We start from the raw sequence: 13,780 nt of genomic DNA on the forward strand, positions 1-13,780 counted from the left end.
ATCAGCCAGCACAACCCTCTTCCGCGGACATGCCGCGCTAAATCCTCGCCGTACCCGATCACAAGCGTGGTGGCCCGACGCAACCGATACGAAGGCACCCAACCCAGCCAAGACACGCAACCACGCTGGTACTGGCCCACGTCTTTCGTTTGTCTCAGCCACCCCGCGCACTGGGGGCGCCTCGACAAGCTCGGCGGGCGTCGCCCGGGGGGCGTCGCTCGGGGGGCGTTGCCCGGCGGACGGGGCGTGGCTCGGCGGACGGGGCGCCTCAACCCACCGAAACTGACCCCTCAACCCGCCGAAAGTGACTCCTCGACGTCAGGCACCCTCGCGACGGTTCGCCCGCCGGACCTCCTTGGGCGGCCTGCCACCCAGGTACGACGCAGCCGAGTCGACCAGGAAGCCACGCCGCAGCACCTCACGCCCCACCAGCATCCGGAAGCCCATCGCGTCGCGGCGCGTGAGCGTCACCTCGGCAGGCACGATGCGGCCGTCCAGTCGCAGGTCGAGCTTCACGACGTACCGCTCCTCGACGTGCCCGGAGGACGAGCGCACCTGCCGGCGGTCGTGCACGGGCAGCTCGACGGTGACCGGATCGGCGGAGCTGCGCTGCCACGGATGCACCTCGAAGCGGACCCATTCCTCGCCGTCGCGCCCGAACCCCTCCAACGCGAACGCGTGCAACGATGACGTCTGGGCGCCCGTGTCTATCTTGGCCTTGAGCCACTCGACCCCGAGGCCCGGCAACCCGACCCATTCACGCCAGCCGACGGTGCGGGTGGGATCGTTCTTCGACACGTCCCCATCCAACCAGGATTCGCCCCGTGAAGATCGCCATCTTGTCCCGCGCGCCCCGCAGCTACAGCACCCAGCGCCTGCGCCAGGCCGCCCACGACCGAGGCCACAAGGTCAAGGTGCTCAACACGCTGCGGTTCGCGATCGACCTCTCCGGCGACGAGCCCGACCTGCACTTCCGCGGCAAGCAGCTCTCCGAGTACGACGCGGTGCTGCCGCGCATCGGTGCCTCCATCACCTACTACGGCACCGCGGTGGTGCGACAGTTCGAGCAGATGGACGTCTACACCCCCAACACTGCCAGTGGGATCACGAACTCGCGCGACAAGCTGCGGGCCAACCAGATCCTGTCGCGGCACGGGATCGCGATGCCGCCGACGGCGTTCGTGCGCAACCGCGCCGACGTCGTCCCGGCGATCCAGCGGGTCGGCGGGGCGCCGGTCATCATCAAGCTGCTCGAAGGTACCCAGGGCATCGGCGTGATCCTGGCGCCGGACATCAAGGTGGCCGAGGCGATCATCGAGACGCTGCACTCGACCCGGCACAACGTGCTGATCCAGAAGTTCATCAAGGAGTCCAAGGGCCGCGACATCCGGGCGCTCGTCGTCGGCGACAGGGTCGTCGCGGCCATGCGGCGTACGGCTCAGGGCGAGGACTTCCGCTCCAACGTCCACCGCGGCGGATCGGTCGAGCGGGTCGAGCTGGACGAGGACTTCGAGCGCACCGCCGTACGGGCCGCCCAGATCATGGGGCTCAAGGTTGCCGGCGTCGACATGCTGGAGAGCGTCGACGGGCCGCTCGTGATGGAGGTCAACTCCTCCCCCGGGCTCGAGGGCATCGAGACGGCCACCAAGCTCGACGTCGCGGGCGCGATCGTCGACTACATCGACAACCAGGTCGCCTTCCCGCAGATCGATGTCCGCGAACGGCTCGCCGTCTCCACCGGGTACGGCGTGGCAGAGCTCGTGGTGCATGGCGACGCGGACCTGGTCGGCAAGACGCTCGGGGACTCCGGCCTGCGCGAGCGGGACATCACGGTCCTCACCCTGCACCGGGGCTCGATGGTGATCCCGAACCCGAATGCCGCGAACGTCCTCGAGGCCGAGGACCGGCTGTTGTGCTGGGGGCGGCTCGAAGAGCTGCGCACCATGATCCCGGACCGGCCCAAGCGGCGCCCGCGGGTCAAGAAGCTGCCGAAGAACCCGCTGCCGTCGGAGGGCTAGAAGGCCGGACTCAACCCACACAGACCCACGACTCAACGCGGGGGAAGACCCGACTCGACCCGGACAAAGACCCGAATCAACGCTGACAAAGTCCCGACTCAACTCACGCGGTGGTCTGCTCGACCAGCACCTCCACCACCGCATCGATGCCGCCGCTCGCGTAGGCCTCCCGCTGCAGCCGGGCGCCGGTGCCACGTTCCCTGATCCGGGCGAGCCCGCTCCGCACCAGCTCGTCGTCCCCCGCGCTCTTCAGCGCCGGCTCGACCAGGGTGAACAGCTCCCCGACGAGCTCCCACGCCGGCACGAGCCGTCCGGTCGCGAGATCGACGAGCTTCTCCTCCACGCCCCATCGAGCGGCGCGCCAGGAACCGGCCCGGATCAGCTCGCTGCGGATCGTCGGCGCCGGGATCCCGTCAGCCGCCTGGTCCGCCATCGTGGAGACGAGGGCGCGGGCCAGGGCCGCGATCGTGGCCGCGTCGCGGACATCGGCGCACACGTCGCAGATCCGGATCTCGACCGTCGGGTAGCGCGCCGAGAGCCGGGCGTCGAAGCAGATCATCGCCTCGTCCAGGGCCGCGCCGCTGGTGATGAGCGCCTGGCGCGCCCGTTCGTAGCCCTCGATCGAGCCGAACAGGTCGGCCGCGCCGGCGGTCGGCCACTGCCCCCACAGCACGCTTCGATAGCTGGCGTAGTCGGTGTCCCGGCCGGCCAGGAACGGCGAGTTCGCGCTGAGGGCGAGCAGGACCGGCAGCCACCCGCGGATGCGGTCGAGCACCGCCACGCCCTCGTCGGGCGAATCGATCGAGACGTGCACGTGCATGCCGCAGGCCAGCTGCATCTGGGCCAGCCGGCCGAACATGTCAATCATCTGCTCGTAGCGGGCGTCCGCGGTGGTAGTCACACGCTCGTCCAGCGGGCTCGTCGCCGACGCCAGCAGCCGTACGTCGCGACTGCGCGCCGCTGCGGCCAGCTCGGCGCGACGCGCCCGCAGGTCCGCGTGCAGCGATCCGATGTCATGGTGCGGCGCCGTACCGAGCTCTGCCTGCTGCTGCATGAACTCCTGGTCGAAGCGCCCCTTCGTGGCCTCCTCGGCCCGCGCCACGACCTTGTCGCCCTCGGCCGCGAGGTAGGGCGACTCACGCTGGACCAGGAGGAACTCCTCCTCGACTCCCACTGTCCGTGTCATGGCTCGACAGTGCCCCCTCAACCCACGATCGAAGCATCGAGCGCTGCCACGTAACCGGCCAGCAGGGCGAGGGCGACGTCGCGCACGGCCACGTCGGTGGGCCGGAACGTCGGATGGTGCAGGATGGCCGGCTCCGTCAGGCCAGGCTGCTGGTCCACGCCGACGAACATCATCAGGATCCGAGCCACGTCGCCGTAGTGGGAGAAGTCGTCTGCGCCGCACGAGCGCAGGGACGGGGCGATCTCGAACCCGAGCTCGTCGAGCCACGGGTGCGCCCCCGCCGCCAGCACCGGATCGTTGACCAGGGCCGGTTCGCCGTCCTGGATCCGCACCTCGCCACGGCAGCCGAACCCTGCTGCCACCCGGTCGACGATGGTGGTGATCTCCTCGTGGACCGCCTCCCGGTCGGCGACATCCAGCAGTCGCAGCGTCCCGTGGGCGTGCGCCTCGTCCGGGATGACGTTGGCTGCGGAGCCGGCACGGACGGCACCGATGCTGAGCACCGCGGCATGGAGCGGGTCGATGCGCCTGCTGACGACCTGTTGGAGCGCGACGATGACCTGGGCCAGTGCCAGCACGGGGTCCCGGGTGAGGTGCGGATAGCCGCCGTGTCCACCGCGACCGGTGATCAGGACCTCGAACTCGTCGGTGGAGGCGTTGACCGCGCCCTCCGTCGCCGCGACGGTGTGCCGGGCGAGCAGCGGCTGCACGTGCGCTCCCACGACGGCGCGGGCCTCGTGCTCGGTGAGGATCTTGGTCGCGACGATCTCGCGAGCCCCCGACGGGGGCTTCTCCTCCCGTGGCTGGAGGATGACGAGCAGGGGCACGGGCAGCTCGACCCGCGCCGCGGCCCGGGCCAGCGCTGCCACCGCGGCGAGGTGGACGTCATGGCCGCAGGCGTGCATGAGGCCGTTCGTCGAGGCGTCGTCAGATCCGGTGCACTCGATGAGCGGCAGAGCATCAAGCTCGGCCCGTACGGCGATGCACGGCCCGTCCGGACGCCCGATCCGGATCAGCCGTCCGGTCTCGGCGACCACGCTCACCTCCCCGACGCCGATCGCGTCGGTCACCGCCTCGGCGGTGCGCCGCTCGGCACCGGAGAGCTCGGGCTGGGCGTGGACCCGGCGGCGCAGCTCGACCGCCGCCGGCAGCTCCTGCTCCAGCGCGGCCCGCATCGCCGCCATCGTCGTCGCGCGTTCGTCCATGCTCAACGACGATACGAGAGCACTGGCAAGAGCACTGCGGAAGGCTCCGGTCAGAGACCCCGATCCTTGCCTGCGACGACGATTGCCGCGGGTCGCGGCGGTCACTACGATCAGGCGTGCCGAGTCGATCGGCAGGGGTTCGAGCAGGCCGCTCGGCCCGACCGGGCGAGCAGCCCAGCTGCGGCGGGCGGGGGGCTCGATGTCAGCACCACTCCAGGACAGGCCCACGCGCCAGCCCTCGCTCGCCGACGCACTGATCCCGCTCGGTGCGCTCGCGCTGCTCATCGCCGGCTCGCTGGCCCTCTTCGGGCTCGACGCGCTCGACGGGCCGATCCAGGTCGCGCTGCTGCTGGCATGCGCGGTGGCCGCGCTGATCGCGATGAAGAACGGTCACCGGTTCGAGGCGGTGCAGGAGGCCGGCAAAGGCGCGATCGCCTCGGTGACGAGTGCGGTCTTCATCCTGCTGGCCGTCGGCGCACTGATCGGGGTGTGGAACCTCAGCGGCACCATCCCGACGCTCGTCTTCTACGGCATCAAGATCCTCTCGCCGGGCTGGTACTACGCAGCCACCGCACTCATCTGCGCCGTGGTGGCGCTGAGCATCGGCAGCTCCTGGACCACCGCCGCGACCATCGGCGTCGGTCTGGTCGGCATCGCCGGCCTGATCGGGGTGTCGCCGGACATCACCGCCGGGGCCGTCATCTCCGGTGCCTACCTCGGGGACAAGACCTCGCCGCTCTCGGAGACGACGATCCTGACCGCGCAGGTCGCCGACCTCCCGGTCCACGAGCACATCAGACGGCAGGTGTGGACCTCCGTACCGGCGTTCGTGATCGCACTGGCGGTCTTCGCCGTCCTCAGCATCAGCGGACCCGCGCCGACGGCGATGGACACCACCTCGGAGCTGGCGGACCTCGACTCGATCTTCTGGATCACGCCGTTGGCACTGCTGCCGCTCGTGCTGCTCGCGATCTTGTCCGTACGCCGCGTGCCGGCCTCGCTGGCGTTGCTCGCCTCGACGCTGTTCGCCGGGGTGCTCGGCGCGTTCCTGCAGCCCGAGGTCTACGCCCACTTCATCCCCGGCGCCGGCAACGTCGTGATCGAGTCGATCAAGGCGGTGTGGCTGGCGATGAGCAACGGGTTCTCGATCGACTCCGGCATCCCCGAGGTCGACCGGCTGCTCTCGCGCGGCGGCATCGACAGCATGCTGTTGACCATCGTGCTGATCTTCGCCGCAGTGACCTTCGGCGCACTGCTGGAGGAGTTCGGCCTGATCGCGCGGCTCGTCGACCCGATGATCACCGCCGCCCGCGGCACCGGCCAGCTCTTCCTCGCCGTCTTCGTGTGCGGCTTCGGGCTCAACATCGTCGCCGGCGACCAGTACATCGCTCTCGTGCTGCCCGGCCGGATCTTCAGGGCCGAGTTCGCCCGCCGCGGGCTCGCCCCCGGCAACCTCTCCCGGCTGGCGGCCGACAGTGGCACCGTGACCTCGCCCCTGGTGCCGTGGAACTCGTGCGGCGCCTTCATGGGCGCCACCCTCGGCATCTCGACACTGCTCTACCTCCCCTACGCCGTCTTCTGCTACGCCAGTCCGGCGCTCAGCGTCCTCTACGGGTTCACCGGCTTCCGGATCGAGCGCACCGGCGGCGTCCAGAACGCGGTGAGCGAGACCTGACGCCGACCGCAGCACCCGCTGGACGGTGCTCGACAGCGCTGGATCGGACCGGACGCTGCCGCCCGGCCCGATCCAGTCGCTGGGACCGAGGTCAGTCGAGCAGAGCGCCGCGCAGAGCGGCGACCGCCTGCGCGATCGCGGCCTGTGCCGCGTGCGTCTCGTGCAGCGAGTTGACCATCACGAAGTCGTGCACGATGCCCTGGTAGCGCACCGCCGTCACCGGCACGCCGGCACGCCGCAGGTTCGCGGCGTAGGCCTCGCCCTCGTCGCGCAGCACGTCGGCCTCGGCCGTGATGACGAGCGCCGGCGGGAGACCGGCGAGCTGCTCGGTCGTGGCCCGCAGCGGCGAGGCGGTGATCTGGGCGCGATCCGCCTCGCTGGTCGTGTACTGGTCCCAGAACCACTTCATCCCCTCGCGAGCGAGGAAGTAGCCCTCGGCGAATCGGTGATAGCTCTCGGTCTCGAAGCTGGCATCGGTGACCGGGTAGAAGAGCACCTGGAAGCGGAAGGAGACGTCACCCCGCTCCTTGGCGAGCAGCGTCAGCGCGGCGGACATGTTGCCGCCGACCGAGTCACCGGCCACCGCGATCCGGCCGCCGTCCAGGCCGTGCTCCGCGCCCGCGGTCCCGACCCACTGCGCCACGGCGTACGCCTGCTCGATCGCGTGTGGGTAGCGCACCTCGGGCGAGCGGTCGTACTCCGGGAAGACGACGGCGGCGCCGGTACCGACGGCAAGGTCACGGACGAGCCGGTCGTGGGTGTGGGCATCGCCGAAGACCCAGCCGGCGCCGTGCACATAGAGCACCACCGGGAGCGCGCCGGTGGCGCCCTTCGGCTTCACGATCCGCACCTGGACCGATCCGCTCGGGCCACCGGGGACCTCGATCCACTCCTCGTCGATCTCGGGCTTAGCGATCGGCTCGTCCTGGACGCCGTCGACGGCCTTACGACCTTCCTCGGGGGCGAGCTGGTAGAGGAACGGCGGCTCGCTGGTGGCGTCGACGAAGGCCTGCGCGGCCGGCTCGAGGGCGAGGTTGTGCGGGTTTCCTGCCATGGGGGTTCTCTTCTCTCTCGGGGGTGGGGAGGTGACGCCTGCGCCGGGGTAGGCGTCAGGCGTCGACGGTTGCGGTCTCCCGCAGTGCCGTCACGATCACGTCGGCGACCTGCGCCGGGTGGGTCTGCATCAGCAGGTGCGGACCGTCGAGCTCGACCACCGCGCGCAGACCGGCGCGCTGGTAGCCGAACCGCTCGACGTCGGGGTTGATGGTGTGGTCGGCGGCGGCGACGACGCCCCAACCGGGCTTGGTCTTCCAGGCGGCTGCCGCAGCAGGCTCGCCGAACGCGGCCCCCGAGAGGGGTCGCTGCGAGACGGCAAGCACCTCGGCCACCCGAGGATCGAGGCCACCGGCGAAGACGGCCGGGAAGGCGGCGGGAGCGACCGCGAAGTCGGTGCCGGGCTCGGCGCCGGCGATCGGGTAGGACCGGGTGACCAGGTTGGCCGCCAGGTCGGAGTCGGGGAAGCCGCCCTGGAGCTGGCCCAGGCTCTCCCCCACCTCCAGCACGTAACCGGCGACGAACACCAGACCGGCAACGTTCTCAGCCTCGCCGGCGACGCCGATCACGGCACCGCCGTAGCTGTGCCCGGCCAGCACGACCGGACCGTCGATCTGGTCCACGACCGAGCGGACCGCGGCGGCGTCCTCGGCGAGACTGCGCAGATAGACAGGGGGTACGACGACGGCGATGTCGCGGTCGAGCAGCTCGCGGGTGACCGGAGCCCAGCTCGCCGCATCGGCGAAGGCGCCGTGGACCAGGACGACGGTGGGCAGCGACATGGTGGGGTCCTAGGGGATACCCCGCTCGGCCGGCCCGAGCGGTCTGGCTTCGAGCCTAGGACGGCGGCCGGGGCGCATCGAGCCCGTGCGCGCAACGTCAAGGAAGAGTTCGCACGCCGTCAATCAATTGCTGCGGCGACCGCGCGTGCGGGACCGTCAGGTCGGCCGCCAGGTCCGGTAGACCGTGCTCCCGGCGCCAGTCGCTCGGCGTCGTCGCGTAGCGCTCACGGAAGGCCCGGCTGAAACGAGCCGGCGAGCTGAAGCCCGACCGCTCAGCGATCTGCTCGATCGGCGTGCTCGGCGCCGAATCCGCCAGCAGCCGGGTGGCGCGGGCCAGCCGTGCCTCGAGGATGCTGGTCGCGACCGATCGCGACTCGGCCCGGAACGCCTTCTGCAGGGAGCGCAGCGAGACGTGCGCCCCGTCGGCGACCTTCGCCGGCGTCAGCCGAGCGTCGGCGGCGTAGACGTCGATGTGCCGCAACGCCAGCGCCACCACGTTCCTGCGCTCGACCTCGGTCGGGGTCAGCCGGCCGAGGAAGTCATCGACGAACGCCGCGGTGAAGTCGACCGCGGAGCGCGCCACCGCGCCTGCTGTCGCAGGGGTCAGGTCGGAGGCGTGCTGCAGAGCGTTGCCGGCCATCGACCACAGCATCCGTGGCACCCCTCCGCCGACGGGGAAGGCCATGCTGCTCAGCGCGTCCAGCGCCCGTGGCCGCAGCCCCAGGGACTCGGCCTCCATCCGGATCGAGAGCGCCTGGAAGTCGGGGGTGTACTGGAAGCTGGTCGCACGTCGGAAGTGCTTGACGCTCATCGCACCCACGTCGGTGTCGAGGACGTGGCGCGACTGACGCACCGAGACCCGGCCGCGCAGCACGAACGCCCAGACCAGGGCGTCACCGGGGTCGCGGTAGTCGCCGCCCTCGGCCCGGGAGCGGCGAGCCTGGGTGCGTGTGATGTGCACGGTGCCCAGGTCGAGATGCTGCACAACGGTCGCCGATGTCGGGAGAAAGCCCGAAGTGGTGCGTTCCACGAACGGAAGAAACACCAGAAGTCCTCATTCTCACTGAACTAACGTGCGGTTCCAGTCTAATCGGAGCCGGGCAACGCGGAGCAACGGACACCGGTTGACGGGGTGGGTCAGGATGCAGCCATGAGCCTGCCCGCGATCGCTGAACTGACTACGCTGCCCGCCGCCGACCATCCGGAGCTCCTCGCCGCACCGGTGAGCGCAGCGTTGGCCGGCTGGCCGGAGGCGATCGGAGTCGGCGTGGTCGCGATCGATCCGGACCTCGCCGACACCGCCGCCCTGGTGGCCGCCTACGACCTGGATCTCGGCGCGAGTGGCAACTGCGTCCTCGTCGCCGGCCAGCGGGCGGGTGAGGAGCGCATCGCTGCCTGCGTCGTGGCCGCCGACACGCGCGCGGATGTCAACGGGCTGGTGCGCCGGCTCCTGGATGTCCGCAAGGCGTCGTTCCTGCCGATGGACCGGGCGACGGCGGAGTCCGGGATGGAGTACGGCGGGATCACCCCGGTCGGGCTGCCGCCGACCTGGCGGGTGCTGGTCGACGAGCGCCTGACGCGTGCGGAGTTCGTGGTGGTGGGCTCCGGCGTACGGCGCTCGAAGCTGCTGGTCCCCGGCGCCGTGCTCGCCGCATTGCCGGGCGCCGAGGTGATCGAGGGACTCGGCCGCTGAGCGCCCGACCGGATCCTGGGTACCGCGGGGGCATGGGTGTGGAAGCGTTCGAGGCCGAGGCGCGCGACCAGAGCGGCAGTTCCGGCGAATCGACGCTGACGGTCGTCATCGCCCTGGGCGCCAACGCACTGCTCGCGATCGCCAAGAGCGTCGCCGCCGCACTGACCGGCTCGGCCGCGATGGTCGCCGAGGCTGCGCACTCCTGGTCCGACACCGGCAACGAGGTCTTCCTGCTGGTCGCCGAGCGCAGCGGGCGCCGGCCGCGGGACGAGCAGCACCCCCGTGGCTACGGGCGACAGACCTACATCTGGTCGCTGGTGGCCGCCTTCGGGCTCTTCTCCGCCGGCGCGATGGTCTCGATCTGGCACGGCGTCACCGACCTCTTCTCGGAGCCGCGCGAGGGCGGCAGCTTCACCATCAACTACGTCATCCTCGGCCTCGCCCTGCTGCTGGAGGGCTCCTCGTTCCTGCAGGCGAACCGGCAGGTGCACGGGAAGGCGCGCACGCTCGGGCTGCACCCCTTCCGCTACGTCTCCCGCACCTCCGACAGCACCCTGCGGGCGGTGTACTTCGAGGACGCCTCCGCCCTGATCGGCATCGTCCTGGCCGGCGCCGCGATCGGCCTGCACCAGCTCACCGGCAACCCGGCGTACGACGCCTGCGGATCCATCGCGGTCGGGCTGCTCCTGGCGGTGGTGGCGATCTTCCTGATGCGGCGCAACATGGCCTACCTGCTCGGGCAGGGGCTCAGCCCGACCATGCAGGGCGAGGTGCTCGGGACCCTGCTGCAGCACCCGGAGATCGAGCGGATCACCTATCTCCACGTCGAGTACGTCGGCCCCAGCAAGCTCTTCGTGGTCGCGGCGGTGGACCTCGTCGGGGACGACCGCGAGGGCGACCTGGCCGTCCGGTTCCGCCGGGTGGAGGCGGACATCGAACGCTCCGAGCTCATCGAGGACGCCGTGCTGACGCCGGCGCCACCCGATGAGCCCGCGCTGAGCGTGGAGAGCCTCGCGACCTAGGCGACCTGGATCGGCGCGATCCGCTCGCCGCCGATCCAGGACTCGGTGACGCCGACCTTCGGCAGCTGCCCGACCGGCACCGTGACCGGGTCCGCGTCGAGGAACGCCAGGTCAGCCCGGGCGCCCGGCCGGATGACGCCGATGTCCTGGCGGCCCAGCATCTGCGCCGGCGTGACGGTCACCCCGCGCAGCGCGTTGGCGCGACCGGCCTGCTGTGCCTCCTCACCCGAGATCGCACCGCCGAGGGTCTCGCGGGTGACCGCAGCCCACACCGCCTCCAGCGGGTTGGGCATCGTCACCGGGGCGTCGGAGGAGATGACGACGGGCAGGCCGGCCCGCTCGAACTCGCCGTACGGGTAGAAGCGGCCACCGAACTCGCCGAACTCCTCCATCAGCGAGTCGCCGTACAGGCTGACCTGCATCGGCTGCGGCACCGGCACCACGTGCAGGCCGGCCATCCGGCCGATCTGCTCCCCGGTCGGGAAGCCACAGTGCTCGATCCGGTGCACCAGGCCGGTGCGCGGACGCTCGGCTCGGGCGGCGGCCACCGCGTCCAGGACCACCCCGATCGGCAGCGGCCCCTGGGCGTGGGTGGCGGTGCTGAGACCGAGCCGGTGAGCGGTGGTGATGAGCGCGGCCAGCTCCTCGGGCTCGTGGTAGAGGTAGCCGTTCGGGGACGGCTTTCCGCAGCACGCGTGCCCGTTGAGGTAGGCGGTGCGCGCGATCACCGAGCCGTCGGCGTAGAGCTTGACGCCCCACAGCCGAAGCTGGTCGTCGCCCAGCCGCGAGCTCATCCCGAGCCCGGTCAGGTGCTCGAGGTTGCTGGAGAGCGCGAGCATCTCGGTGCGCATCCGCAGCCGGCCCTCGTCGCGGGCCCGCAAGTAGGCGTCCATCTCCAGCTGGGTCACCTGGGCATCGCACATCGTGGTGATGCCTGCCTCGAGCAGCGAGCGCTGACCGAGGTCGAAGAGGTGGTCGATCTCGGCGTGCGTCATCGGCAGGTGGAAGTTGGGGCCGTGGTTGCGCACCTTGACGCCCTCGGCACCGGTCAGCAGATCGCAGGCGGAGTCGAAGAGGACGCCGGTCGGCTCGCCGTCGGCGTCCCGGTCGATCCGCCCACCCGCAGGGGTCGGCGTGGTGGCGGTGATGCCGGCGTTGCGCAGTGCCAGGGTGTTGACGACGTAGCCGTGTCCGCTGGCGTGCTGGATCTGCACCACCCGATCGCGGGCGACCCGATCAAGGTCGGCCGCCGACGGGTGCCGGCCCTCGGCCAGCTTGGACTGGTCGTAGCCGTAGCCGCGCACGGCCTCACCGCGCCGGGCCTCGGCGCGGGCGCCGAGCAGCCGGACGACGTCGTCGATGCTGCGGGCGCCGGAGAGGTCGACCCAGTCGATCGCCGAGCCGTGCAGGATGGTGTGCGCGTGGGCGTCCACGAAGCCCGGCATCAGGGTCCGGCCGTCGAGGTCGATCTCCTCGGGCGTCACGTACGCCGCCCGCCGCATCTCGGTGAGGCTGCCCACCGCCTGCACCACGCCGTCGTGGACCAGCACCGCCTCCGGCACCTGTGCGTCGCCGGAGAGGTTGCCGGACAGGTCGCCGCCGGGGTCGTCGGTCATGGTGCGGATCGGGCCGCCGGTCAGGATGGTGGTGCTCATCGGACGGAAACCTCCGGGGTGGGGACCGCGACGCGCGCGGTCCGGGTCATCAGCAGGTAGCAGGCGCCGCTCACCACGATGCCGACCAGCCAGGACAGGTCGCCGCCGTCGAGCTTCTTGGCGATCGGACCGACCCAGAAGCCGAGGTTGGCGAAGGGCAGCTCGACGACGAAGCCGAGCAGGAAGCTGACCGCGCCGGCGACGTTGACCCGGCCGTACTTGCCGTTCGGGTCGAAGATCGCGGCCACGTCGTAGTGGCCGTTGCGGACGAAGTAGAAGTCGGCGAGGTTGATCGCCGACCACGGGATCAGCAGGATCAGCACGATGCCGAGGGCATCGGTGAAGGCGTCGGTGAAGCTCTTGGAGTAGGCGATGGTCGCGATCAGGCAGACCAGTGCGAAGGGCGCCAGCGACCACAGTCGGGTGCGCAGGCTCGCCTCGATCGGCGCGGCCGTACGCCGCAGCGAGGTGGCGATGCTGATCGCGGTGTTGCCGCCGGCGTACATCGACAGCGAGCCCTGCAACACCTGGATGCCGATCACCACGACGACCAGCAGGGCGGTGAACGCCGTGCTGAACGAGTCGCTGACCTGCACCACCGAGCCGAGGGTGTCGGCGCCGTACCCGGTGATGGTGGTCAGGTAGGCACCGAGCACGAACAGCCAGATGCCCGAGATGACGATGCCGGCATAGGTCCACCAGGCCGTCGCCTTCGTCGAGGTCGACTCCGGCAGGTAGCGGGAGTAGTCGGCGATGTACGGCGCGTAGCCCGCGGCGTAGATGAAGGTCACCGCGATGCCGGTGAGGAACAGCCCGGTCTGGAAGCCGCCGGTGTGCAGGTTCTGCGTGGTCGGGTGGTCGATGCCGGAATGGCTGAGCACCAGGATCGTCAGGATGCCGAAGACGACCACCGAGGCGACGCTGAGGTACTTGGCCAGGCGGTGGCTGAGGTCGTAGCCGAACAGCGCGACCACGAAGGTGATCGCGGTGACGACGACGGCCACCAGGTAGATGTTCCAGCCCCAGACCGCGTTGGTGAGCAGGCCGCAGATCGCCGGTGCGGCAGCGAAGAAGACCAGGTAGTTGACCTCGGCGATGATCATCGGGACGACGCCGCCGACGTACCCGAATTGGGCGCGACTCTGGATCATCTGCGGGATGCCGAGCTGCGGGCCCTGCGCGGAGTGGAACGCGGCGAGGAACCCGCCGAGCGCGAAGCCGATCACGATCGCGGCCACCGACCAGCCGAACGACATGCCGCCGCCGACCAGGATCGAGGCGGTCACCACGCTGACGATCACGCTGTTCGCCCCGAACCACAGGGTGAACAGGTGCCACGGCTTGCCGCGGCGCTCGGTCAAGGGGATGAAGTCGATGGTGTGGGTCTCGATCCCACCGGAGCGGATGCGCTCGTCTGTTCTCACCGGATCTCCTGCGCTATGTGCCGGAAGCCCCGGCGTATTGGTCCGATTAACTCGTCGCATGCGACTT

The 13,780-nt window shown here is 70.6% G+C and carries 12 protein-coding genes; 4 read left to right on the forward strand and 8 right to left on the reverse strand.

Features of this window, described 5'->3' with window-relative positions; all coding sequences use genetic code 11:
- Positions 1–318: 318 nt before the first annotated feature.
- Positions 319–798, reverse strand: coding sequence for an ATP-dependent zinc protease family protein (locus tag H036_RS0116200; RefSeq protein ID WP_017935850.1), 480 nt, complete (start codon positions 796–798; stop codon positions 319–321).
- Between the two features lie 26 nt (positions 799–824).
- On the opposite strand from H036_RS0116200, the gene H036_RS0116205 reads away from it, so the two are divergent.
- Positions 825–2,018: a RimK family alpha-L-glutamate ligase gene (locus H036_RS0116205; RefSeq protein ID WP_017935851.1), complete on the forward strand. Its 1,194-nt coding sequence runs from the start codon at positions 825–827 to the stop codon at positions 2,016–2,018.
- Positions 2,019–2,121: 103 nt separating this feature from the next.
- Here H036_RS0116205 and H036_RS0116210 read toward each other — a convergent pair whose 3' ends face one another.
- Together H036_RS0116210 and H036_RS0116215 are read right to left on the reverse strand one after the other, a co-directional pair.
- The gene (locus H036_RS0116210; RefSeq protein WP_026146110.1) at positions 2,122–3,204 is read right to left on the reverse strand and encodes a carboxylate-amine ligase; all 1,083 of its coding nucleotides are present in this window, start codon (positions 3,202–3,204) and stop codon (positions 2,122–2,124) included.
- A 17-nt stretch (positions 3,205–3,221) separates the two neighbouring features.
- On the reverse strand, positions 3,222–4,409 hold the full coding sequence (locus tag H036_RS0116215) for a M20 metallopeptidase family protein (RefSeq protein ID WP_232421890.1): 1,188 nt from the start codon (positions 4,407–4,409) through the stop codon (positions 3,222–3,224).
- Between the two features lie 199 nt (positions 4,410–4,608).
- On the opposite strand from H036_RS0116215, the gene nhaC reads away from it, so the two are divergent.
- Positions 4,609–6,084 carry a Na+/H+ antiporter NhaC gene (gene nhaC, locus H036_RS0116220; RefSeq protein ID WP_026146111.1) on the forward strand — a complete coding sequence of 492 codons (1,476 nt, stop codon included), beginning with the start codon at positions 4,609–4,611 and terminating at the stop codon, positions 6,082–6,084.
- A 91-nt stretch (positions 6,085–6,175) separates the two neighbouring features.
- Here nhaC and H036_RS0116225 read toward each other — a convergent pair whose 3' ends face one another.
- The 3 genes from H036_RS0116225 to H036_RS0116235 all read right to left on the reverse strand — a co-directional run bounded on the left by H036_RS0116225 (position 6,176) and on the right by H036_RS0116235 (position 8,949).
- The gene (locus tag H036_RS0116225; protein WP_017935855.1) at positions 6,176–7,138 is read right to left on the reverse strand and encodes an alpha/beta hydrolase; all 963 of its coding nucleotides are present in this window, start codon (positions 7,136–7,138) and stop codon (positions 6,176–6,178) included.
- Positions 7,139–7,193: 55 nt separating this feature from the next.
- Positions 7,194–7,919, reverse strand: coding sequence for an alpha/beta hydrolase (locus H036_RS0116230; RefSeq protein WP_017935856.1), 726 nt, complete (start codon positions 7,917–7,919; stop codon positions 7,194–7,196).
- A gap of 97 nt (positions 7,920–8,016) precedes the next feature.
- Positions 8,017–8,949, reverse strand: coding sequence for a helix-turn-helix transcriptional regulator (locus tag H036_RS0116235; protein ID WP_157417489.1), 933 nt, complete (start codon positions 8,947–8,949; stop codon positions 8,017–8,019).
- 120 nt (positions 8,950–9,069) lie between these two features.
- Between H036_RS0116235 and H036_RS0116240 the strand changes: the two genes are divergently transcribed.
- Positions 9,070–9,612 (forward strand): YbaK/EbsC family protein, encoded by a 543-nt coding sequence (locus tag H036_RS0116240; RefSeq protein WP_017935858.1) that lies wholly within the window; start codon positions 9,070–9,072, stop codon positions 9,610–9,612.
- Positions 9,613–9,644: 32 nt separating this feature from the next.
- Positions 9,645–10,634, forward strand: coding sequence for a cation diffusion facilitator family transporter (locus H036_RS0116245; protein ID WP_017935859.1), 990 nt, complete (start codon positions 9,645–9,647; stop codon positions 10,632–10,634).
- Here H036_RS0116245 and H036_RS23200 read toward each other — a convergent pair.
- Positions 10,631–12,289, reverse strand: a complete 1,659-nt coding sequence (locus H036_RS23200) for an amidohydrolase (protein ID WP_017935860.1) — start codon at positions 12,287–12,289, stop codon at positions 10,631–10,633. The genes H036_RS0116245 and H036_RS23200 overlap by 4 nt on opposite strands.
- Complete coding sequence (locus H036_RS0116255) at positions 12,286–13,713, reverse strand: purine-cytosine permease family protein (RefSeq protein WP_017935861.1); 1,428 nt, start codon at positions 13,711–13,713, stop codon at positions 12,286–12,288. The genes H036_RS23200 and H036_RS0116255 overlap by 4 nt, the downstream gene beginning before the upstream one ends.
- Between the last annotated feature and the right edge of the window lie 67 nt (positions 13,714–13,780).

The sequence above is a fragment of the Nocardioides sp. Iso805N genome (assembly GCF_000364605.1).
Taxonomy (GTDB): Bacteria; Actinomycetota; Actinomycetes; order Propionibacteriales; family Nocardioidaceae; genus Nocardioides.